This is a genomic window from Actinomadura sp. 7K534 (genome assembly GCF_004348575.1).
Classification (GTDB): domain Bacteria; phylum Actinomycetota; class Actinomycetes; order Streptosporangiales; family Streptosporangiaceae; genus Spirillospora; species Spirillospora livida.
The window spans coordinates 16,150-35,703 of record NZ_SMKB01000055.1; the positions used below are offsets into that span (position 1 = coordinate 16,150).

Below are 19,554 nucleotides of genomic sequence, written 5' to 3' on the forward strand. Positions count from 1 at the left end.
ATGGATCGAGGCAGCTTCGGAGGCAGTCCCGGGGTTCCCGGGCGCTGGCCGGGTGACCACGGGCGGGCGCCCGCGCCGGGACGCCCCCCCGAACGGGCGGAGGGCGAGGCCAGTTCGCTGGTGCGCCCGTACGCCGTGACCGGGGGACGCACCAAGCCGCGCTACGATCTCGCCATCGAGGCGCTGGTCACCGCGGCGCCCTACCCGCCGCGGGACGTGGCCGTGCTGACCCCGGAGTACCGGGCGATCATGGACCTGTGCCGGTCGGCCCGCTCGGTGGCCGAGGTCTCGGCCCTGCTGCGCCTGCCGCTCGGCGTCGCGCGGGTGCTCGTCGCCGACATGGCCGTCGAGGGGCTGCTGCGGCTGCACCAGTCCCAGCCCGCCACGACCACCGGCGGACAGCCGGACCTCCGCTTGCTAGAAAGGGTGCTCAGTGGCCTTCGGAAGCTCTGACCAGGTTCCGGTCCCGGGGTCGCACGGCGGAGAGGCCGAGCTGACCTCGGTCAAGATCGTCGTCGGCGGCGGGTTCGGTGTCGGCAAGACCACCTTCGTCGGGTCGGTCTCGGAGATCATGCCGCTCACCACCGAGGCGGTGATGACCGCGGCCAGCGCCGACGTGGACGATCTGTCGGCCGTGCCGGACAAGACGACCACCACGGTCGCGATGGACTTCGGGCGCGTGTCGCTCGACAGCGAGCTGATCCTCTACCTGTTCGGCACGCCCGGGCAGCACCGCTTCTGGTTCATGTGGGACGACCTCGTCCGCGGCGCGATCGGCGCCGTGGTGCTGGTCGACACCCGCCGGCTGGAGGACTGCTTCGCCGCGGTGGACTACTTCGAGGAGCTCGGCCTGCCGTTCGTGGTGGGCGTCAACGGGTTCCACGGCGAGTTCCAGTACGCGGTCGACGACATCCGCGACGCGCTGTCGATAAGCGCGCACGTGCCGATCGTCCAGTGCGACGCGCGGAGCCGCGAGTCCACCAAGCAGGTGCTGATCACGCTCGTCCAGCACGCGATGTCGATGCACGCCTCGCCGCCGGCCGGGGCGTCCGCGCCGCCCGCCGCGTCCGGCGGGCAGGTGGGCACCGCGTCGCCCAGCTGGACCTGACGCCGGGCGCGGACGCCGGCGCGGGCACCGCCGCCATCGGAGAACCGGCCGGGGCTACGGTCGCGTAGGTCGTGTGCAGTATGCATCATTCTCTACGTGATCGACCATGAACCGGTGATGGGTAGTGCGATGAGCGAATTGGAGCCGATCCAGACGTACGTGGCCCTCGGGGACAGCTTCACCGAGGGCCTCAACGACCCCTACCCCGGCGAGGAGGACCGCTTCCGCGGCTGGGCCGACCGGCTGGCGGAACTCCTCGCCGCGCGGAACCCGGGCCTGCGGTACGCCAACCTCGCGGTCCGCGGCAAGGTCCTGCGGCAGGTCGCGGACGACCAGGTCCCGCGGGCCGTCGGCCTCGCCCCGGACCTCATCACCCTGTGCGCGGGCGGCAACGACATGATCCGGCCCGGGGCCGACCCCGACGCGCTCGCGGTGGTCTTCGACGACGCCGTCCGCCGGCTGCGCGCCACCGGCTCCCGCGTCGTCGTCTTCACCGGCTTCGACACCCGGGGCCTGCGCAGCGGCGGTCGCATCCGCGGCCGGGCCGCCACCTACAACATGCACCTGCGCGCCATCGCCGACCGCCGCGGCTGCACGGTCGTCGACCTGTGGCCGCTGCGCGTCTTCGACGACCCGCGCGCCTGGTACGAGGACCGCCTGCACCTCTCGCCCGAGGGGCACCGCCGCATGGCCCTGTACGTCGCCGAGGTGATCGGGCTGCCCACCGGCGGGAACTGGCGCGAGCCCTGGCCGCCGCTGGAGCGCGCCGACTGGCTGACCTCGCGGCGGGAGGACGTCCGCTGGGCCCGCACCTACCTGCTGCCGTGGATCGGGCGCCGCGCCACCGGCCGCTCCACCGGGGACGGCCGGAACCCCAAGCTGCCCGCCCCCGTGGCGTGGAGCGGCGACCTCGCCCTCCGGAAGGACGAGTCCTCGAACACCTAGCCGTACGCAGGAGGCCGCGCGCGGGTCAGCCGGGGCCGGGCCCGCCGATGGCGTCCTCCAGCGTGTCGGCCACCGGGATCCGGCGGTGCAGTCCGGTGACCACGAGGGTGCGGCGGATGAGCGGGCGGGGCGCGGCGAGCGTGAGGCTGCCGCCCGCGGCCGTGACGGCCTTGAAGCAGGACACGATGACCGAGAGGCCGCCGGAGTCCATGAACTCCAGGCCGGCGAGGTCGAGGACGAGGCGCTCGCCGTGTTCGCGGCGTGCGTCGTCCAGGTACGTGCGCAGGTCCTCCGAGGAGGCGATGTCGAGGTCTCCGCGCAGCCGCACGACGGTACGCCCGGCGTGCGGCCGCGTGGTCATTTCCAGGAGCGGCACGCGGGGACTTCCTCGGGTTCGCGCAAGTTCGTCGAGCGAATCATTTCCACGCGACAACTATCGCGGACGGCGCGGCCCATGCCAACCCGCCGCGCGACGGGGGTGTGCGCGGTGGTCCCCGGCCGTAGGGTGCTGTCGGACAGTGCCCGATCCGCTGTGTAAGAGAAGGACCCCCAGGTGAGTTCCCCCCGGCTGCCGGACCATCTCGAAGTGCTGCTCACCGAGGAGCCCGTCCTGGACGTGTACGCGCACGGTCCATGGCGCGTGCCCGACGGGCTGTACGAGGAGATGCGCGAGCGCGCCGTGGAGTACAACCGGGACCCGCGCGCGGTGGTGCTGACCAGGCAGCTCAGCGACTTCTACGGCAGCGGCACGAGCGCGGCGGGCGCGGAGCAGTGGTCGCTGCTGACGTTCCTGCTCGGCGCGTCGGCCGTCCGGGGCGGGTCGCGCGGCGACGTGGACTACGAGCTGCTGTCGGCGTTCCTCGCGAAGTCGGAGACCGCCGTCCGGGACCCGCTGGCCTGGTTCACGCAGGGCGGGCGGTGGCGCCCGCCGGGCCTGTGGCTTCCCGAACCGGCCGGGAACGACCGGGAGCGCCGCGCGGTGATGTTCGAGCTGGCGCGGGCGGGGCTGGACGTCTTCGAGGGGCTGGAACCGGTGGACCGGCGCCGGCGGGCGCTGATGGAGCTGTTCGACCGGCGCGCCGCCGATCCGGAGCTGCGCGAGCTGGACATGACCGTCCCCAACGGGAGCCTGGAGGAGTCGTGGACGTCCGGGCTGACCGATGAGGAGCTGGCCGTCCTGCCCGAGCTGGCGGGGCCCGTCGGCTACCTGGGGTGGGCGTGCGCGGGCCTGGACGCCGCACACGAGCGCTTGGCGGGGGCCGTCGCGGACGGGGACGAGCCCGACGTCTCCCTGGCCCGGCTGCTGCTCGCGGCCGACGCGTCGGTCGTCCCGGCGGAACTGGCCGTCGTGCTCGGCACGGCGCGCTACGAGAACCTGGAGGAGCGGTTCCGCGCGGCCCGCGACGGCTTCGCCACGGATGCGTGGCAGCAGGACGTGCGGGCGTGGCTTGCCCGGGGCCTGGTCGCCGGTGAGGCCGACGCAGCGCGTGCGTGGCTGGACATGGCGGTGCGCATCACTGGCTCGGTGCAGGGGCTGCCTGACTCCCCGGCGAGCCCGCGCTGCCGGGTGCCCGTGCGTGCGTTCCACGCCGACCTGCGGCGGCTGTTCACCGCGCGCCGGGTCCTCAACACGCTCGGCGCCTCGCTGGGCGGCGGCGGGGGGCGCGAGGGCACCGGGGCCGACCGGCCCCGCCGCGCCGAGGCCGCGCCGGACCCGCTGGTCGGGCAGCCGGAGCTGTCGCGGGTCCTGGAGGACGCGGTCCAGGCCCGGCTGGCCGGGAAACGCCCCGTCCGCCTGCTGATCTCCGGTCCGGAGGGGACCGGGAAGGGCACCGCCGCCGAGGTGGTGGAGCGCCGGCTGGCCGAGGGCGGAGCGGTCCGCGAGGCGCTGTGGATCTCCGACCAGGTCTTCGCGTCGCTGGGGGTGAGCGACGCCGTCCTGTGGCTGCAGGCCCGCGTCCGCGACTGCCTGGAGGGGCGGATGCTCCTGGTGGTGGACGACCTGGAGAAGCTCGCCGCGCACGAGCGCTGCGGCGCCGCCGCCGTGGAGGAGCTGCGGCGCCTGATGGCCCGCTCGCCGTCCCTCGGCGTCGTCGCGCTGTGCCGCCCCGGCGGCGACCGGCGGCTGTTCGACGCCAACCCCGCGCTCGTCCGGGCCTTCGACGTGGCCCGCACCCGCGACTTCGGCGAGGACGACTTCGCCGAGCTGTTCGCGCTGGCGGTCGCGCGGCGCGGCGCCCGCGTCGGGCCGGAGACCGCCGAGGCCGCCGCGGGCATGCTGTCCCGCACCCCGCCGCTGCTGAACCTGCGCGGCGCGCGGCTGGTGGAGCACATGGCCGGGCAGGCCGTCGCCGCCGCGGCCCTGCGTGCCGAGGAGGAGGGCGCGGGGGAGGAGGGCGCGGCGCCCGCCGGCCCGCCGGAGGTCGCGGCGGCGGACCTGCCGCACCGGCTCATCCCGGGCCGCTCCGCCGACGCCGACCCGCTCGCCGAACTGGCCGCCTGCGCGGGGATCGAGCCCGCGAAACGCGAGGTGGACGCGCTGGTCGCCGAGGCGAAGGCGGCGCGGCTGCGCCGCGAGGCGGGCATGAAGGCCAGGGACCTGCCCCGGCACCTGGTGTTCATCGGGAACCCCGGCACCGGCAAGAGCAAGGTCGCGGGCATCCTCGGCCGGCTCTACGCCGATCTCGGCGTGCTGTCCTCCGGCCACCTGGTCGAGGTGGAGCGCGCCGACCTGCTCGGCGAGTACGCCAGCGAGAGCGTCCTGCGGGTCCGGCGGGCGGTGGAGGAGGCCCACGGCGGCGTCCTGGTCGTCCGCGACGCGCACGCCCTGGTCTCGGCCGCCGCGGACGCCGCACGGGGACGCGAGGTCCTGGACGTCCTCCTCACCGGCCTCCAGGCGCGCACCGAGGACCTCCTCGTCGTGCTGACCGGCCCGGAGGCCGAGCTGAACGGGCTGCTGAAGTCCCGCACCGACCTGGCCGCGCACTTCCCCCGCACCGTCCGGTTCCCCGACCTCACCGAGGACGAGCTGGTCGAGGTGTTCGCCGCCAAGGCCGCCGACGCGGGCTTCGAGCTGGCGCCCGGGGTGCTGGACCGGGTCCGCGAGCTGGCCGAGGCGGCGCCGCGCGAGCGCGGGTTCGGCAACGCCCGCGCGATGATCAACCTGCTCGACCGGGCGGTGGCGCTGCAGGGGCGGCGCGTCCTCGCCGACGGCATCGTCGACGAGACCGAGTCGCTGGACGAGATCCTGCCCGCGGACCTCCCCGACACGCTCAGCCGGGGCCGCGACGACGTCCCCGGCGACCCGCTCGCCGAGATCGACCGGCTGATCGGGCTGGCCGCCATCAAGCGGGAGGTGTCGTCGCTGGTCGCCGAGGTCCGCGCCGAGCAGCTGCGGCGCGACGCCAAGCTGTCCCCGGCGGCCCCGTCCCGGCACATGGTGTTCATGGGCAACCCCGGCACGGCCAAGACGACGATCGCCCGGCTGGTCGCCGCCGTCTACGCGCGGCTCGGGCTGCTGTCGTCCGGCCACCTGGTGGAGGTCACCCGCGCCGACCTCGTCGCCGAGTTCATCGGGCAGACGGCGCCGCGGGTGCGGGGCGCGGTCGAGCGCGCCCTCGGCGGCGTGCTGTTCGTCGATGAGGCGTACACGCTGTCGTCCGCGGGCGGGGACCGGCGCGACTTCGGCCACGAGGCGGTCGCCGAGCTGCTGCGGCTGATGGAGGAGCACCGCGGCGACCTCGTCGTCATCGTCGCCGGGTACGACGCCGAGATGGAGCGCTTCCTCGACGCGAACCCGGGGCTGAAGTCCCGGTTCCCGAAGGTGCTGCACTTCCCGGACTACTCCGACGACGAGCTCGTCACGATCTTCGAGTTCATGGCGGCGGAGGCGGGGTTCGCGCTCGCCCCCGGCATCCTCGACGGGGTGCGCCGGCTGGTCGCCGCGCAGCCGCGGGGCTCCTCGTTCGGCAACGCGCGGCTCGTCCGCAACCTGCTGGAGGCGGCGATCTCCCGGCAGGCGCGGCGCATCACCGCCAAGCACGACGAGGACCCGGACGGCGTCGAGGCGGCCGAGGTCGGGACGCTGCGCGCCGAGGACCTCCCCGACGCCCCGCGGCCCGAACCCGGGTTCGGCTTCGGTCCCTACATCTAGACGTCCGGCTCGCCCGCGGGCGCGGCGGCGTAGGCGGCGGCCTGGAGGGAGTACAGGTCGGCGTACACGCCGTCCCGGGCCATCAGCGCGGCGTGGTCGCCCTCCTCGATGACCTTGCCGTGCTCCAGGACGTAGATGCGGTCGGCGTAGCGGACGCTGGCGAGCCGGTGCGTGATCAGCAGGACGGTCCGGCCGTCGGCGTGCGTGCGGATCCGCTCGAACAGCTGGTGCTCGGCGCGCGCGTCGAGGGCGGCGGTCGGCTCGTCGCAGATCAGCAGCGGCGCGTCGCGGAAGAAGCCGCGGGCGACCGCGAGCCGCTGCCACTGCCCGCCCGACAGCTCGGCGCCGCCCTTGAACCGGCGGTCCAGCAGCGTGTCGTAGCCGCGGGCGAGCCCGTCCACGACCTCGTCGGCCCCGGAGGCGCGGGCGGCGGCGAGCAGCGCCGGGCTCTCGGCGCCGCCGGGGACGTGCTCGCCGCCGCGTCCCATGGTGACGTTCTGCCGGGCGGTCATCGGCCAGTGCGTGTAGTTCTGCGCGATGACGGCGATGCGCTCCCACACCTCCTGCGGGGGGACCTTCGTCAGCGGCACGTCGTCCCACCTGACCTCGCCGGCGTCCGGGTCGTACAGGCCGGCCATGATCTTGGCGAGGGTCGTCTTGCCGGAGCCGTTCTCGCCGACGAGCGCGACCACCTCGCCCCTGCGCAGATCCAGCGAGATGCCGTTGAGGGACGGTGCGTCCGCGCCCGGGTAGGTGAACATGACGTCCCGGACGCGGATGCGGCCGAAGTCGTCCGGGAGCCGGCCGTGCGCCTCCGGCGCGGCGGGGAGGGCGCGCCGCGGGATCCGCCGCTCGGCCTTCTCGCAGAACGACAGGTAGTCGCCGAAGTACAGGCCCTCCTCGTAGCACTGGTTGACCGCGAACACCAGGTTGGCCAGGGACGACTGGCCCGACCTGATCGCCAGCACCGCCGTGCCCGCCACCGCCAGCGGCACCGCGCCGTTCCACAGCATGAACCCGAGCGCGATGTAGACGGCCGCCGTGGCGATGCCCTTCAGCACGTCCCCGCTGACCTTCGCGACGGTCTGGCGGCGGGCGAGGTCGAGTTCGACGCCGCGCTGGTGGTCGGCCTGCCGGTCGTACTGCTCCAGCAGGAACGGCCGCATGGTGAACGAGCGCACCTCGGCGGCGTGCTCCCGCTGGACCATCAGGTCGGACAGGATCCACTTGCGGCGGGCGACCTCGACCAGCGAGAGCATCGTCAGGTACTGCATCCGGGCGCTGCGCACGGACGCCCAGCCCTCCGGGAGCGCCGTCAGCAGGAGCAGCGGCAGCAGCAGCGGGTGCAGCACGCCGAGCGTCCCCGCGGCCGCGGCCATCCCGACGGTCCCCGTGAGCACGTCCACCGCCTGCTGGACGACCCGCGGCGCCGACGTCATGCCGCGCGTCTGCGCGCGCTGCAGCTCGTCGAGGAAGTCGGAGTCGTCGAGCGCCGCCAGGTGCACCGCCGTCGTCGCCTCGTACAGCCGCAGCTCGGCGAGCCGCTGGACCTGCGGGTTCAGCCGCGACTGCGACCAGCCCGCGCACGCCTGCAGCCCGGCGCGCAGCGCCACCGCGCCCGCGACGAGCGCCAGCGACGGCAGCGCGTCGCGGACCCGGTCGGGCGTCGGCCCGGCGCTGAAGAGCGCCGTGAGGACGCCGGTCGTCGCCAGCAGCCAGAACGCCGTGAAGATCCCCGCGAGGAGGTTGAGCGAGATCGTCGCGGCCGTGTCGGCGGGGCTCGCCCGCCAGGCCAGCCGCGTGGCCTGCGCGATCACCGCCGGGAGCCGCCGCGCCACCGTGACGAGGCCGGTCTCGGCCAGTTCCAGGTCCTTGGCGTGCCAGGTGTGCGTGGTCAGTTCCGGCAGCCCGGCCGCCTCGGGACGGGCTCCCCTGGGACGCCGGTCCCTCCGCCCGCCCGACCCGGCCCGTCTGGAAAACCGCCGTCGCGTACCCATGCGTCGCCCTCCGCACGTCCTGCCCGCCAAGGGCAGTGTGCGTCCCGGGGAGGACGCTTTCCGCTTCATGTGTCACATACAGCGGTGATTTGTACCAGCGGACAATCATGCAGGAGAAGGACGCGGGGAACGCGCTGGAAGTCTAAGGTCTACGGCATGACCGACGGCCGGCCGGAGGGCTGGACGCGCAAGGAGGGCGAACGCGTGGCTCGCAGCAGGCACCACTCCGTTCGGGCGGAGCACCACCAGCCCGCGGCCTACGGGCGGGAACGGCGCGGGGACCCCTACGATCCGTACGACGACCCGTACGCCGGCGACCAGCTGCGCGGCGGAGGCCGGTACGACCAGGGCGACGCGTACGGCGGGGCCCCGCCCCGGCGCCGCAGGCGCCGCCGCGGCGGCCGGGTGTTCGGCGCCATCGTGGTCGTGCTGCTGCTGGTCCTCGTCGGCGGCTACTTCTACCTCGACTCGCGGCTGAAGCGCGAGTCGGTGCTCGTCGACTACCCCGGCCGGGTCGCCGACACCCCCGGGACGAACTGGCTGATCGTCGGCTCCGACAGCCGCGAGGGCCTGTCGAAGGCCGAGCAGCGCAAGCTGAAGACCGGTTTCGCGTCGGGACGGCGCACCGACTCGATGATGCTGCTGCACTACGGCTCCGGCGGGACGTCCCTCATCAGCCTCCCGCGCGACTCCTACGTCCCGATCCCCGGCAAGGGCCGCAACAAGCTGAACGCGGCGTTCGCGTTCGGCGGGCCCAAGCTGCTCGTCCAGACCGTCGAGGAGGCCACCGGGATCCGCATCGACCACTACGCCGAGATCGGCTTCGGCGGCTTCGTCGGCGTGGTCGACGCCGTCGGCGGCGTGGACATGTGCGTCAAGGAGGACATCAAGGACCCGAAGGCGGGGCTGAACCTCAAGGCCGGCTGCCAGACGCTGGACGGCGCCCAGGCGCTCGGCTACGTGCGGACGCGCGCCTACGCCCGCGCCGACCTCCAGCGGGTGGAGAACCAGCAGCAGTTCTTCGGCGCGCTGATGAAGAAGGCGGCCAGCCCGGGGACGATGCTCAACCCGTTCCGGAGCATCCCGCTCGCGATGAACTCCACCAGCAACTTCCTCGTGGACGACGGCGACCACCTGCACCACCTGGTCCGCATGATGTGGGCGATGAAGGGCGTCAGCGGCGGTGACGGCGTGTCGACGACGGTTCCGATCGGCGGCGGCGGCAGCGCGGCGGGCGTCGGCTCGTACATCACCTGGGACAGGGCCAAGGCGACCAGGCTCTTCGAGGCGCTCAAGCAGGACCAGGCGATCCCGCAGGACGTCATCCAGAAGAAGTGAGCGCGCTCCGGAGGACGGGCGCGCGCCAGGACGGCACCGGCGCGGTTAGAGTCGGAGCATGTCCGACGTGACGCCCGGCGGGGCCGCCGAGCTGGACGGGCTGCCGTCCAAGGAGCTGTACGAGCGCGCGATGGCCCTGGCGAAGGAGCGGCGCGACGTCGGCTTCCTCTGGGAGCTGCTGCGCGCGATCCCCGCGGCGGCGGCGTCCCTGGGCGAGGTCGGCCGCGCCCAGTTCGACATGGTGCACGGCCTGTCGCTGCTGGAGGAGTTCACGCACGCGGGCGAGGGGGAGCTGGCGGACGCGCTCCGCCCGCTCTACATCCGGTACCTCGCCGAGCACGCCAACGGGACCTGACCGTCTCTTTGCGTGCCGTTGATCTCTGATGGGGCGGCACTGGGAAACACTCTCCGTAGTCATCTGACCGCAGAGGGTGGTTGCAGTGAACAAGAAGCACATGAAGATCGCCGGCATCGCGTTCGGGGTGTGGTACGTCATCAGCAGACCCGAGGGCGCGGCGAGACTCGTCAACAACGCCCTGGGCGGGCTCGGTACCGCCGCCGAGTCGTTGTCGCAGTTCATGAGCGCCATCCCGAGCTGACGGCCGGCTCCCTGGCCCCGTACCCCGCGCGGTGCGGGGCTTCTTCGTGCGCGGCCACCAAGCGGTTGCCTCGGCGTCACAGTAAAATCGCGCTTTGCGGGCAGACGCGCCTGGGCACAATTGGATCGGGTCAGTTGTGTCGCTGCGCTACAACCAGGGACGGCGTACGGATGAAGAAGAACCTCCGCTATGTGGCGATCGCGTTCGTCATCTTCTACTTGCTGAGTTCGCCCACGGACGCGGCCAACGTGGTCAACAACGCATTCAGCCAGCTCGGCGAGGCGGGCAGTCAGCTCGCGGCGTTCGTGAACGCCTTGGGCACCTGAGGCCGCGCCGCCGCCGGACCCGTCCGGCGGCGGCCGGACGATCGAGGACGTGGCCGGTCACGGGGGGTGATCTCCTAGGATCGGCCTCATGTCTGTCTTCGACGTAGAGATCGACGGCCTGCGGGGCGGACCCGCGGACCTCGGCCAGTACCGGGGCAAGGCCGTGCTCATTGTCAACGTCGCCTCCAAGTGCGGCCTCACCCCGCAGTACTCCGGCCTGGAGCGGCTGCAGGAGAGGTACGCGGAACGCGGCTTCACCGTCCTCGGGGTGCCCTGCAACCAGTTCATGGGGCAGGAGCCCGGCACCGCGGACGAGATCGCCGAGTTCTGCTCGGCGACCTACGGGGTCACGTTCCCGATGACCGAGAAGGTCGAGGTCAACGGCGACGGGCGCCACCCGCTCTACCGGGACCTCGTCGGCACCCCCGACGCCGAGGGCCACACCGGCGACATCCGCTGGAACTTCGAGAAGTTCCTGGTCGCCCCCGACGGCTCGGTCGCGGCGCGCTTCGCGCCCCAGGCCGAGCCCGAGGCGGCCGAGGTCGTCGCCGCCATCGAGGAGAACCTCCCGTCCTGAGAACCGGCGCGCCCTCCGTCCGGAGGGCGCGTCCGGCGGTGTGTGAATCGCGCCACATCGCCGTCGGGTTGTCCGCTATTCGAGAACACGTCTAACTTGTGTAGCCGCGGTGAAGTCGCGATATGACGTGGAGGTGCCCGATGCGCGGGTGGACGGCAGGCGACATCCCCGATCTGCGGGGCCGGCGGGCGATCGTCACCGGGGCCAACAGCGGCCTCGGCTACCACACCGCGCTGCAGCTCGCCCGGCACGGCGCGTCCGTCGTGCTGGCGTGCCGCAGCGCCGAGCGCGGCCAGGCGGCCTTCGACCGGATCCGGGTCGCCGCGCCGGACGCCGACCTCGTCCTCGCGTCCCTCGACCTCGCCGACCTGGCGTCGGTCCGCGCGTTCGCGGCCCGGTACGGCGAAACGCCCGTCGACCTCCTGGTCAACAACGCCGGGGTGATGGCCATCCCGCACCGCACGACCGCCGACGGCTTCGAGATGCAGTTCGGCACCAACCACCTCGGGCACTTCGCCCTCACCGGGCTCCTGCTGCCCGCGCTGCGCTCCGCCCCGGCCCCCCGCGTGGTCACGGTCACCTCGGCGTTCGCGTGGTCCGGGCGGCTGGACTTCGACGACCTGCAGAGCGAGCGCCGCTACCGCAAGTGGTCCGCCTACGCCCAGTCCAAGCTCGCCAACCTGGTCTTCGCGCGAGAGCTGGACCGGCGCGTCTCCGAGGTGGCCAGCCTCGCCGCGCACCCCGGCTACGCCGCCACCAACCTCCAGCAGACCGGCCCCCGGATGCAGGGCAGCACGCTCATGGAGAAGGCCGCCGGCATCGGCAACGCCGTGATCGCCCAGTCCGCCGCCGCGGGCGCCCTGCCGTCCCTCTACGCTGCCACGGCCCCGGACGTCCACGGAGGCGCCTGCTACGGCCCCCGCATCCTCCAGTACCGGGGGGCCCCCACCGAAGTGGTCACGCCCCCGCAGGCGAACCGCCCGGGGCAGGCCGAGCGGCTCTGGGACGTCTCCGAGACCCTCACCGGCGTCGCCTACGCGGCCGCCGCCTCCTAGGGCGCCTCCCTAGGGCGCCCGCTTCCTAAGGCGCCTGGCGCAGCCCCCGCGTCGCCTGGGCCAGCGTCGCCGCGACGATGGCCTCGGCGTCGCCCGGTGCCCGCTGCGCGAGCCGCGCCGCCGCGTCGACCATCCCCTGGATCAGCTCGGCGCGCAGCTCGGCGCCGGCGACGCCGGCCTCCTCCAGGGCGGCGACGAGCGGCCGCAGCAGCTGCGCGTGGCCCGTCCGGATGCGTTCGAGGGCCGGTTCCGCGAGCGCGTGCTCGGCCAGCGCGACCGCGGCGGCGTGCCGCCCGTCGGTCATCACCCCGAGCTGCACGCGGATGTAGGCCCCGACCTTGCCCTCCAGGTCGCCGGGGCCCTGCAGCGCCTCCTCGACGAGGGACGCCCACCGGGGCAGCTCGGCCTCGACGATCGCCGCGACGAGGTCGTCCTTCGACCGGAAGTACTCGTACAGGCTCGGCCGCGACAGCCCGACGCGCCGCGCCAGCTCCGCCAGCGACAGCGCCTCGATGCCCTCCTCGGCGACCAGCGCGCGCGCCGCGTCGAGCAGCGTCCGCAACTGCCGCGCCCGGTGCTCCGCGACGGTCGCCTCACTGATCTTCGGCACGCCGCCATCCTACGATTCCCGGCCGCGCCCGGGTAAGCCGCCGTTTCCCGGCGCCGTCAGGGCGCGCGCGTGATGTCCCAGTCGAGGGTGGCCGGGATCGCGCCCTCCAGGGTGAGGAGCCAGCGCTTCACCTCGACCCCGGAGCCGCCGCTGTAGCCGCCGAGGCCGTTCGAGGCGACCACCCGGTGGCAGGGGACGATCAGCGGGATCGGGTTCGACCCCATCACCTGCCCGATGACCTGCGCGTGGAGGCCCGTGCCGCTGCGGTCGCCGAGCTCGCCGTAGGTGACGACCTGCCCGTACCGGACCGATTCGTACAGCGTCCCCAGCACCTGCCGCTGGACGTCGGAGGTGAGGCGCCAGTCGATCGGGACCTCGAAGTCCTTCAGATCGCCCGCGAAGTAGTCGCGGAGGCCGGACAGGACCGGCGCCAGCCGCCCCGGGGCCTCCACCACGGGCAGGCCCGCGGCCTTCGCGGTGCGGGCGCGGTTCGCGGGCGTGTCGCGGAAGTGCAGCGACACGATCCCCGCCTCGGTCTCGGCGACGAGCAGGCGGCCGAGCACGGTCTCGACCGTGCCGAACGCGAGTGTCTCGGTCATGCTCGCTCCTTCCAGGGTCTCCAGCGTCCCACGGGGTCAATACCCTCGCATGGGTCAACACCAAGGGCCGCCATCACGTTGCAAGCGTCCGATGGAGGCGGGCGGCCTCCGTGACCAGGCGGGTCGAACCGCCCCGGGCGGCCACGTCCGCGACGGCCGGGATCACCCCCTTCGCCCCCGTGGCCTCGGCCGCGCGGGTAGCCAGGGTGAGCAGGGCCGGGGCGCCGGCCGCGGCGGACTCGCCGGGGCCGGGGAGGAGGTGCGGCAGGGCGGCGGCGAGCGTCGCCCAGACACTGGCGCCCGCACCGGCGTCGGCCGCCTCGGTCAGGGCCCGCACGATGCGCGGCAAGGGGACGCCGTCGAGGACGGCGAGCCCGCCGAGGGCCGTGCCGGTCTCAGCCGCGGGGAGGGCGCCCTGGGCGCTGAGGACCAGGAACGCCCCGACGGCGTCGGCGCCCACCCGGTCGTGCGGGCTCGTCAGCGCGAGGGCGAGGAGCGTCGCGGTCGCGGGGCCCGCGGGGCCGTCCGCCTCCGCCAGGTCGTGCATGACGGGGCCCAGCCCCCAGTCGTAGTCGGCGGTTGCCGCGATGTGGGGGAGGATGTGGGCGGCGGCGACCTCGCGGTGCGACGGCAGGACGGACGGCCAGAAGCCGCCGAGCCCGTCGTAGCGCAGCGGCGGGAAGTACGTCCGGTTCCCCTCGGGAAGGGTGCACAGGTAGGCGATGTCCGGGTCCGCGGTCTCGTCCGGCGTGGACGAGACACGGATCGCCAGGCGGTTCGCGATAACGCGCCGCCAGTTGCCGGGCGTCGGCTCCGCCTTGCCGAGTTCGCACTCCACGGCCGGGTCGCCGAGGCCGCCCCGGGCGAGCCAGGCTGCCGCGGTCCGCCCGGCCTTGGACGTCAGCGTTTTCGCGCGGACCGCGGCGGACGGGTCGGTCTCCCGGGGCAGGCGGAGCAGCGCCTGCAGCAGGTCGGACCGCGCCGGCTCGGCCCCGGCGTCCGCCAGCCGTTCGAGCCGGTCCAGCAGGACGTCCGCGGCGATGTGGCCGCCGCCCTCGGTCGGAGTCGCGAGCAGCAGCGGCACCCTGCCCAGGGCGGACCCGATCTCGCGCATCCGCCAGAGGAGGAAGCGCTCCATCAGCGGTATGCGGGTGCCCGCGGGCTCTTCGTCCCAGCTCTGGAACGCGGCGCGGAGCCTGGACCCCGGCGACCGGCCCGAGTCGGGGGCGAACAGGCTGCGGACGGCGGACTGGACCCAGCCGTTCCCGATCCAGGCGCGGGTGTGCCGGTCGGCCTCGGGCGCGGCGAGCCACGGCGCGATGTCGGAGACGGGACCGCGCAGGGCCTCGCGGACCGCGGCGGAGTCGGCGTAGGCGAACTCGACCAGCGCGGCGAGGAACCGCTCGACGGACCGCCACTCCTGGACGGCGCGCATGTGGACGGTGAACTCCTCGGCGAGTTCGGCGAGCGAGCCGATCGGAGCGGGCCACTCACGCGGGACGAAGGGCGGCGGCTCCGGGACAGGGTCGGGTTCCGCCGGGGCGGCGGCCCCGCCGAACGCGCCGGCGATCGCCGCGCGGAGCTCGGCTGGGAGGACGGCGGCCGCGTCGCGGACCTCCGCGCGGGCGGGCTCGCCCACCTGCGCGGCGTGCTTGACCGCGATCTTGACGGCGCGCTCCCGCAGGTCGAGGGCCTCGGAGCCGAAGGCCGCGGTGAGCGCGGTGACCGTGGCGTCGACTCGGTCGCGCTTGCGGGCCGTCCGGTCCAGCCAGGTCAGCGCGCCGCGCAGGAACTTGCGCTCGGGACGGAACAGCAGCGCCCCCACCGCCTCTTCGAAGAGCGCGGCGTCGAGCGCGCCCAGGTCGTCGGCCCGGCGGACCGTCCGCAGCGCAAGGTCGGCGACGGTCGAGGGCGCGACGGGCAGCAGCCGGACGTAGTCCCGCACGCGGGCGACGGCCTCGTCGGCCGTGGGCTCCAGCCCGTTGTGCAGGCGGACGAACCAGCGCAGCTCATGCGGCCTCCCGCCGCGGAGGAACCGGCCGACGCACCCGTCGAGGAGCGGCTCCCGCTCGATCCGACCGTCGCGGGCGAGGGACACCAGGACGCCGATCCACGTCCGCTCGGTCCAGGTGGCCTCGTCCGACCGGGTCGCGTCCTCGGCGAGGAGGGCGCCCACCCCGTCCACCTCGAAGAGCCTGGGGAGGAGCGGGTCCAGGAACGGATCCCCGGACAGTTCGCCCGGGCGGCCGCCCTCGGCCGCCCAGCCTGCGACGAACCCGTCCGACTCCGGGGGCGGCGCACCGGCGGACCTGGTCAGGGCCGCCGAGAGATGCCACAGGAACCACGTGTCCCCGGAGACGCGCAGCCGGGCGGCGACGCGGCGGCCGACCTCCGCGCGCCACGCGTCCGGGCGGCCGGCCGTCACCGCGCACAGCGCCGCGCAGAGGCCGGCGAACCCGTCCTCCGCCCACCAGAGCCGCAGCTCCCGCCGGCACAGCCAGGCGGCCGCGGCCGCCGGGCCGCCGATCGTGCCCGCCCCGGCCAGCAGCAGCGGCTCCTGCGCCTCCCAGCCCAGGAACCCGAAACGGGAGCCGGACCGCATCGCCTTCAGCGCGCCCGGCAGCTCCTTGGCCACCTCGCGCCGTCCCGGCTCGTCCAGCGCGGTGACGGCGCGGACCGTCTGCTCCCGGTCACCCGCGTCGATCGCCTTTCGCACGTCGTCCCACGCGCTCATCGGGCGACCTCCGCCCCTGCGGCGGCCGCGCCGGCCTCGCGGCGGACGATGCCCGCGGCGAGGACGTGCTTGCACGGCCCCCGTTCCCCGCGATGGTCGTACCACCACGGGCACGTGCACGTCGCCTGCCCCTCCATGAAGCGGACCCTGCGCTCCTGCTCGTTGCTCAGCACGACCGCCGTGTCGCCGGACGCGAGCCGCACGGCCCCGGCCTCCGCGAGCGCCCGCGCCGCGCGCAGCCGCGGGTTGAGGTCGGCGACCCGCGCCGGGTCGTAGGGGAGCTCCCGGTGGAAGTACGCGGCTTCGGCGGTGTCGAAACCGACGCGGCCGGACGTGCCCAGCTGGGTCAGCGCCGCCTTCGTCCTGGCCGGGGTGAGGCCGGAGCGCTCGGCGAGCAGGTCGGGGTCGACCCGCGGCTCGAAGGACAGCAGCGCGCCGATCAGGTCGGCGTCCGCCGCGGCCTCGTCGGTGGAGAGGGCGTCCAGCACGGCGCCCTCCCCGGAGAAGCCCCGCCCGTGCTCGGGCGACAGCGTCAGGACGTACCGCATCCCGGGCAGCTCCAGTTCCCAGACGCTCGACATCGGCCCGCTCTGCGCGCCGGCGGGCGGCCCGTAGACGCGCAGCGCCGTGGCGAAGCGGAGCAGCGGCAGCATCGTCCGCAGGCGGTCGGGACCGGCCAGGCACACCGCGCCGGGGGACGGGCGGGAGGTGAGCCGCAGCGTCCGCCCCGCGGGCACGGCCCACAGCGCGCCGCGCGGCGCGCGGGGCAGCGAGCGCAGGAAGCGCACGGCGTCCGCCGCGGCCAGCTCGCCGCGCGGATCGAACCCGGCCGTGATCACCTGGACCTCGGCGAAACCCCGGAGCCACCGGTCGGGCAGCGGCACCTTCTTCTCCACGACCGCGCCGTCCATCGTGGTCACGGCCAGTTCGTCGGCGCCGACCGCCAGGTGCAGTGGATCGGAGCCGCCCACGCGGGCGAGGGCCTCGCGCAGCGGGCCGTTCACGTCCACGTTGGTCGTGCCCCGGTCGTGCACCTCGCCGTCCATCGCGGCCTCCAGCACGTCCAGCCGGGCGTACACGCCGCCGCACGCGGAGAACGACTCCAGCCGCAGCCGGTCGCCGTTGCACGTGACGACCGGGTCGCGGAAGGCGGTCGGCCGCGGCTGGAAGTACCGGGTCCGCGCGACGTCCGCCAGCCCGAGCAGCGCCGCCGCGGCCGGCGCGGGCCGGGTGAGGACGCCGCTGAAGAAGTGCGGGTGCGCCCGCGGCCCGCCGCTCGTCGTCCCGCCGGAGGTGGAGAGGCCGAGGAGCCCCCCGTCCAGCCCGGACGGCCGCGTGTAGGTGTACGACTGTGCGGCCCCTGCCGCCGCTGTGCTGCTCGCCATGCGGTGAAGGTAGAGGCGGCCGCCGACAAATCATGTCGGAACGGAGAGACCGGCCGTAGGGGCGTCGGCCGGGGTCGTGGCCGGCCCCGGCCGGAGCGGGGGTAGGCTCGGTGACGTGCGACGGTTCTTCACCCCGGGCTGGCTCGCGCTGCACACTCTGGCGATCGTGCTGTGCGGCGCGTTCCTCGCCTTCGGCTGGTGGCAGTTCGACCGCGCCCAGAGCGGCAACGACCGCAGCTGGGCCTACACCTTCGAGTGGCCGATCTTCGCCCTGTTCGTGGTCGTCATGTGGGTCAAGATGATCCGCGACGAGCGCAAGGGCGCCGCCCCGGCCCCCAAGGTGATCGAGGAGCCCGCGGAGGCCGAGGTCAAGCGGGAGATCATCCGGCGGCAGGAGGACGAGGACCCCGCACTCGCCGCCTACAACCGCTACCTCGCGCGGCTCAACTCGCAGGGCGGCGGACGCCGCTGACCCGGCCGCGCCGGGACCGTCCCGGGCGGGCCGCCGACGAAAGGTGTGATCTGTGGAAGGCGCGGTGACCAGGTACCGGATCCTGGCCATGGTGGTCGGCACGCTGCTCGTGCTGCTGACGATCGGCATGGTGCTGAAGTACGGGCCGACCGACATGCCGGGGATGGTGGCCGTCGTCTCGCCCATCCACGGCTTCTTCTACATGGTCTACCTGGTGGCCGCCTACGACCTGTGGCGGCGCACCGGCTGGCCGCTGAGCCGGATGGTGCTGATCGTGCTCGGCGGCGTCGTGCCGCTGATGACCTTCTTCGTGGAGCGCCGGATCGTGCAGGAGGCGCGGGCGCTGGGCGGTGCGGAGGCCCCGGCGCGCGCCTGATCGGGCCTTTCCGGGCACTGGATGCGGGCCGTCTCCTCGACTAATGTTTGACTGAGTCAAACATTAGGAGGCGGCCATGGCGGTGGCCGAGGGGGACGTGGGCACGGTCCGGTCGTTCAACCGGTTCTACACCGGGGTGATCGGCGTGCTCGGGGAGGGGCTCGTCCGGACGCCGTACTCCCTCACCGAAGCACGGGTGATCTTCGAGCTGGCGCAGCGGAGCGAGACCGAGGTCCTCGCGCTGCGCCGCGCGCTGGACCTCGACCCCGGCTATCTCAGCCGGCTGCTGGCCCGGTTCGAGACCGACGGGCTGGTCGAGCGGGAGCGCGCGCCGGACGACGCCCGCCGGCAGATCGCCCGGCTCACCCCGCGCGGCCGGGAGGTGTTCGCGATGCTCGACGAGCGGTCCGTCGCCGAGATCCGCGGCCTGCTGGACGGCCTCTCCGCGGGTGACCGGAGCCGGCTGCTCGCCGCGATGCGCTCCATCGAGGACGTGCTCGGCGACCGGCCCGGCGGGGACGGCTTCGTCCTGCGCCCGCTGCGCCCCGGCGACCTCGGCTGGATGGTGGAGCGCAACGGCGCCCTCTACCACCTGGAGTGCGGCTGGGACCGGAGCTACGAGGCCCTCGTCGCGTCCGTCGTCGCGGACTACGTGCGGGACCACGACCCGCGGCGGGAGAACGCGTGGATCGCCGAGTCGGGCGGGGAGCGGGTGGGCGGGGTGTTCTGCGTCCGCCGCACCGACGACGTCGCGCAGCTCCGGCTGCTGCACGTCGAGCCGGACGCCCGCGGCATGGGCATCGGCGCCGCGCTGGTCGGCGAGTGCGTCCGCTTCGCCGCCGAGACGGGGTACTCGGAGATCATGCTGTGGACGACGGCGCTGCAGCGTCCGGCGCACCGCATCTACGAGCGGGCGGGGTTCGTCCTGGAAGCGGAGGAGCCGCCGGTCGAGCGCTTCGGCGACGTGATCCACGGGCAGGTCTGGCGCAAACGGCTGTGAACCGGGCCCGTGGCGCTTCACGGGCCCGGTTCCGCAGTCATCCCTGCTGCGACTGCGCCGGCGGCCGGGACGGGGGTCGGACGGAGTTCCGGCCGCCTGGGGTGTTCATCGGCCGAATGCCGGTTCGTCTGGGGGCTGCTTCCCACCTCCTCCCGTCTCGCGCCGGACGGCGTGCCCGCCCGGCCTCTGGGGGAGGGCGCCTGCGCGGCGCCCCGGTGTCCGGGGCCGGACCGGCGGCACGGCTCGGGTGATGCCGCCGGCCCGGCCGGTGGGGGACGCC

The 19,554-nt window shown here is 74.3% G+C and carries 19 protein-coding genes; 13 read left to right on the plus strand and 6 right to left on the minus strand.

From position 1 onward, the window contains the following. The 3 genes from E1266_RS13975 to E1266_RS13985 all read left to right on the plus strand — a co-directional run bounded on the left by E1266_RS13975 (nucleotide 1) and on the right by E1266_RS13985 (nucleotide 2,053). Entirely contained in the window at nucleotides 1–453 is a 453-nt protein-coding gene (locus E1266_RS13975; protein WP_132046887.1) for a DUF742 domain-containing protein, read from the plus strand. Between the two features lie 40 nt (nucleotides 454–493). Then, nucleotides 494–1,108 (plus strand): ATP/GTP-binding protein, encoded by a 615-nt coding sequence (locus E1266_RS13980; RefSeq protein ID WP_132046921.1) that lies wholly within the window; start codon nucleotides 494–496, stop codon nucleotides 1,106–1,108. A 129-nt stretch (nucleotides 1,109–1,237) separates the two neighbouring features. Then, the gene (locus tag E1266_RS13985; protein WP_132046889.1) at nucleotides 1,238–2,053 is read left to right on the plus strand and encodes an SGNH/GDSL hydrolase family protein; all 816 of its coding nucleotides are present in this window, start codon (nucleotides 1,238–1,240) and stop codon (nucleotides 2,051–2,053) included. Nucleotides 2,054–2,078: 25 nt separating this feature from the next. On the opposite strand, the gene E1266_RS13990 is transcribed toward E1266_RS13985, so the two are convergent. Further along, nucleotides 2,079–2,429 carry an STAS domain-containing protein gene (locus E1266_RS13990; RefSeq protein WP_132046891.1) on the minus strand — a complete coding sequence of 117 codons (351 nt, stop codon included), beginning with the start codon at nucleotides 2,427–2,429 and terminating at the stop codon, nucleotides 2,079–2,081. 177 nt (nucleotides 2,430–2,606) lie between these two features. Here E1266_RS13990 and E1266_RS13995 point away from each other — a divergent pair, with 177 nt between their 5' ends. Continuing rightward, entirely contained in the window at nucleotides 2,607–6,206 is a 3,600-nt protein-coding gene (locus E1266_RS13995) for an AAA family ATPase (RefSeq protein ID WP_132046893.1), read from the plus strand. On the opposite strand, the gene E1266_RS14000 is transcribed toward E1266_RS13995, so the two are convergent. Beyond that, a complete protein-coding gene (locus E1266_RS14000) occupies nucleotides 6,203–8,203 on the minus strand; it encodes an ABC transporter ATP-binding protein (RefSeq protein ID WP_132046895.1) in 2,001 nt (666 codons plus the stop codon). The two genes, E1266_RS13995 and E1266_RS14000, sit on opposite strands and share 4 nt — an antisense overlap. A gap of 156 nt (nucleotides 8,204–8,359) precedes the next feature. On the opposite strand from E1266_RS14000, the gene E1266_RS14005 reads away from it, so the two are divergent. The 6 genes from E1266_RS14005 (at nucleotide 8,360) to E1266_RS14020 (ending at nucleotide 12,098) form a co-directional block, all read left to right on the plus strand. Beyond that, nucleotides 8,360–9,541 carry an LCP family protein gene (locus E1266_RS14005; protein WP_132046897.1) on the plus strand — a complete coding sequence of 394 codons (1,182 nt, stop codon included), beginning with the start codon at nucleotides 8,360–8,362 and terminating at the stop codon, nucleotides 9,539–9,541. A gap of 58 nt (nucleotides 9,542–9,599) precedes the next feature. Further along, entirely contained in the window at nucleotides 9,600–9,896 is a 297-nt protein-coding gene (locus E1266_RS14010) for a hypothetical protein (protein ID WP_132046899.1), read from the plus strand. 85 nt (nucleotides 9,897–9,981) lie between these two features. Then, a complete protein-coding gene (locus E1266_RS37990) occupies nucleotides 9,982–10,140 on the plus strand; it encodes a hypothetical protein (RefSeq protein ID WP_165950175.1) in 159 nt (52 codons plus the stop codon). A 170-nt stretch (nucleotides 10,141–10,310) separates the two neighbouring features. Beyond that, nucleotides 10,311–10,466 carry a hypothetical protein gene (locus E1266_RS37995; protein WP_165950176.1) on the plus strand — a complete coding sequence of 52 codons (156 nt, stop codon included), beginning with the start codon at nucleotides 10,311–10,313 and terminating at the stop codon, nucleotides 10,464–10,466. 88 nt (nucleotides 10,467–10,554) lie between these two features. Beyond that, nucleotides 10,555–11,043, plus strand: coding sequence for a glutathione peroxidase (locus E1266_RS14015; protein WP_132046901.1), 489 nt, complete (start codon nucleotides 10,555–10,557; stop codon nucleotides 11,041–11,043). Nucleotides 11,044–11,183: 140 nt separating this feature from the next. Then, a complete protein-coding gene (locus E1266_RS14020) occupies nucleotides 11,184–12,098 on the plus strand; it encodes an oxidoreductase (RefSeq protein ID WP_132046903.1) in 915 nt (304 codons plus the stop codon). A gap of 25 nt (nucleotides 12,099–12,123) precedes the next feature. Here E1266_RS14020 and E1266_RS14025 read toward each other — a convergent pair whose 3' ends face one another. The 4 genes from E1266_RS14025 to E1266_RS14040 all read right to left on the minus strand — a co-directional run bounded on the left by E1266_RS14025 (nucleotide 12,124) and on the right by E1266_RS14040 (nucleotide 17,426). Continuing rightward, nucleotides 12,124–12,708, minus strand: coding sequence for a TetR/AcrR family transcriptional regulator (locus E1266_RS14025; protein ID WP_132046905.1), 585 nt, complete (start codon nucleotides 12,706–12,708; stop codon nucleotides 12,124–12,126). Nucleotides 12,709–12,764: 56 nt separating this feature from the next. Continuing rightward, entirely contained in the window at nucleotides 12,765–13,307 is a 543-nt protein-coding gene (locus E1266_RS14030; protein WP_132046907.1) for a methylated-DNA--[protein]-cysteine S-methyltransferase, read from the minus strand. Nucleotides 13,308–13,380: 73 nt separating this feature from the next. Then, complete coding sequence (locus E1266_RS14035; protein ID WP_132046909.1) at nucleotides 13,381–16,041, minus strand: DUF6493 family protein; 2,661 nt, start codon at nucleotides 16,039–16,041, stop codon at nucleotides 13,381–13,383. After that, on the minus strand, nucleotides 16,038–17,426 hold the full coding sequence (locus E1266_RS14040) for an SWIM zinc finger family protein (protein WP_132046911.1): 1,389 nt from the start codon (nucleotides 17,424–17,426) through the stop codon (nucleotides 16,038–16,040). Before E1266_RS14040 ends, E1266_RS14035 begins: the two co-directional genes overlap by 4 nt. A gap of 115 nt (nucleotides 17,427–17,541) precedes the next feature. Here E1266_RS14040 and E1266_RS14045 point away from each other — a divergent pair, with 115 nt between their 5' ends. The 3 genes from E1266_RS14045 to E1266_RS14055 all read left to right on the plus strand — a co-directional run bounded on the left by E1266_RS14045 (nucleotide 17,542) and on the right by E1266_RS14055 (nucleotide 19,274). After that, nucleotides 17,542–17,898 (plus strand): hypothetical protein, encoded by a 357-nt coding sequence (locus E1266_RS14045; RefSeq protein ID WP_132046913.1) that lies wholly within the window; start codon nucleotides 17,542–17,544, stop codon nucleotides 17,896–17,898. 64 nt (nucleotides 17,899–17,962) lie between these two features. After that, complete coding sequence (locus E1266_RS14050; protein WP_243718404.1) at nucleotides 17,963–18,274, plus strand: DUF3817 domain-containing protein; 312 nt, start codon at nucleotides 17,963–17,965, stop codon at nucleotides 18,272–18,274. Nucleotides 18,275–18,350: 76 nt separating this feature from the next. Continuing rightward, the gene (locus E1266_RS14055; protein WP_132046917.1) at nucleotides 18,351–19,274 is read left to right on the plus strand and encodes a helix-turn-helix domain-containing GNAT family N-acetyltransferase; all 924 of its coding nucleotides are present in this window, start codon (nucleotides 18,351–18,353) and stop codon (nucleotides 19,272–19,274) included. Nucleotides 19,275–19,554 lie beyond the last annotated feature (280 nt).

What these genes read in the sequence shown, in the direction of transcription:
- E1266_RS14020 (WP_132046903.1), top strand. Translation starts at nt 11,184, where the DNA reads ATGCGCGGGTGGACGGCAGGCGACATCCCCGATCTGCGGGGCCGGCGG.
- E1266_RS14005 (WP_132046897.1), top strand. Translation starts at nt 8,360, where the DNA reads ATGACCGACGGCCGGCCGGAGGGCTGGACGCGCAAGGAGGGCGAACGC.
- E1266_RS14000 (WP_132046895.1), bottom strand. Translation starts at nt 8,203, where the DNA reads ATGGGTACGCGACGGCGGTTTTCCAGACGGGCCGGGTCGGGCGGGCGG.
- E1266_RS13975 (WP_132046887.1), top strand. Translation starts at nt 1, where the DNA reads ATGGATCGAGGCAGCTTCGGAGGCAGTCCCGGGGTTCCCGGGCGCTGG.
- E1266_RS14015 (WP_132046901.1), top strand. Translation starts at nt 10,555, where the DNA reads ATGTCTGTCTTCGACGTAGAGATCGACGGCCTGCGGGGCGGACCCGCG.
- E1266_RS14030 (WP_132046907.1), bottom strand. Translation starts at nt 13,307, where the DNA reads ATGACCGAGACACTCGCGTTCGGCACGGTCGAGACCGTGCTCGGCCGC.
- E1266_RS14010 (WP_132046899.1), top strand. Translation starts at nt 9,600, where the DNA reads ATGTCCGACGTGACGCCCGGCGGGGCCGCCGAGCTGGACGGGCTGCCG.
- E1266_RS37995 (WP_165950176.1), top strand. Translation starts at nt 10,311, where the DNA reads ATGAAGAAGAACCTCCGCTATGTGGCGATCGCGTTCGTCATCTTCTAC.
- E1266_RS14035 (WP_132046909.1), bottom strand. Translation starts at nt 16,041, where the DNA reads ATGAGCGCGTGGGACGACGTGCGAAAGGCGATCGACGCGGGTGACCGG.
- E1266_RS13985 (WP_132046889.1), top strand. Translation starts at nt 1,238, where the DNA reads ATGAGCGAATTGGAGCCGATCCAGACGTACGTGGCCCTCGGGGACAGC.
- E1266_RS14040 (WP_132046911.1), bottom strand. Translation starts at nt 17,426, where the DNA reads ATGGCGAGCAGCACAGCGGCGGCAGGGGCCGCACAGTCGTACACCTAC.
- E1266_RS14055 (WP_132046917.1), top strand. Translation starts at nt 18,351, where the DNA reads ATGGCGGTGGCCGAGGGGGACGTGGGCACGGTCCGGTCGTTCAACCGG.